The following is an 804-nucleotide window of genomic DNA, read 5'->3' on the forward strand; positions in this document are numbered from 1 at the left end:
ACGCGATGATGCGCACGAACGTATCCTGCGCAACGTCGGCGGCGTTGTGCGTGCAGCCCAGTTTCTTGCGCAGCCAGCCAAACAGCCAGCCGTGATGGCTGCTGTAAAAGGAATGCATGTCCGGCTGGAGGGTGGATTCGGCCACGGAGGGATTTCGGCGTTGATAAGAATGCTTCTCATTTTAATCCATGCCGACGCCGCGCCACAATCCCCAGACACATTCGTCGCTTCAAATCGATGTTCATTGGACGGCGATATCGATGATTTGATAGCCCCTTATTGCTGATCATCGAATATAAACAAGAATTGTTTTCATCTATAATCGCCTGCACGAAAACGTCATCAAGAATCAACAATAATCGCAACCGCCGCCGGCGCCATCATGACCGGCTTCGTGGATCGAACTGAGCTTATTGGGAGAAAAAGCATGAAGGGAACATGGACCATGCCGCTGCTGCTGGGAGCGCTGTCGCTGGGCGGACTGGCTGCGGGGATTTTCGGCGACGGCATCTGGGACTGGCTGTGCTGGCTGGGCCTGGGGATTCCGGTGGCGGTCGTGACGCGTCATGTGTGGCGTCAATGGCGCGTCGCCCGACCGTCCTGATTTACCTGCGCTAGTTCGGCCCTGCGCCGAACAGGTGCAACTGCGCGTACTGTAGCAACATGATGGTCTTGCCGTCGGCGATTTCACCTTCGGCAATCATCATCAGCGCCTGCTGGATCGGCACTTCCATCACCTCGATATCCTCCCCTTCGGCGACATTGCCGCCGCCCTCGCCTGCGCGCGCGCGCGCGCGCGGCGCC

2 protein-coding genes and 1 pseudogene are annotated in these 804 nt (G+C 58.2%); 1 reads left to right on the forward strand and 2 read right to left on the reverse strand.

Annotation, left to right across the window (positions count from 1 at the left end):
- Positions 1-118 (reverse strand): sigma factor (locus tag HLUSI_RS34880; RefSeq protein ID WP_269147395.1); only part of this gene is annotated, 118 nt, incomplete at its 3' end.
- Between the two features lie 309 nt (positions 119-427).
- Here HLUSI_RS34880 and HLUSI_RS33375 point away from each other — a divergent pair.
- On the forward strand, positions 428-604 hold the full coding sequence (locus HLUSI_RS33375) for a hypothetical protein (protein ID WP_167321456.1): 177 nt from the start codon (positions 428-430) through the stop codon (positions 602-604).
- 10 nt (positions 605-614) lie between these two features.
- Here the strand turns inward: HLUSI_RS33375 and HLUSI_RS26680 are convergent.
- Positions 615-804: pseudogene (locus HLUSI_RS26680) on the reverse strand (GDP-mannose pyrophosphatase); the annotation flags it as partial.

The organism is Herbaspirillum lusitanum P6-12 (assembly GCF_000256565.1).
Lineage (GTDB): Bacteria > Pseudomonadota > Gammaproteobacteria > Burkholderiales > Burkholderiaceae_D > Herbaspirillum > Herbaspirillum lusitanum.

Coding starts and splice junctions, on each gene's coding strand:
- HLUSI_RS33375 (WP_167321456.1), top strand. CDS start 428: ATGAAGGGAACATGGACCATGCCGCTGCTGCTGGGAGCGCTGTCGCTG.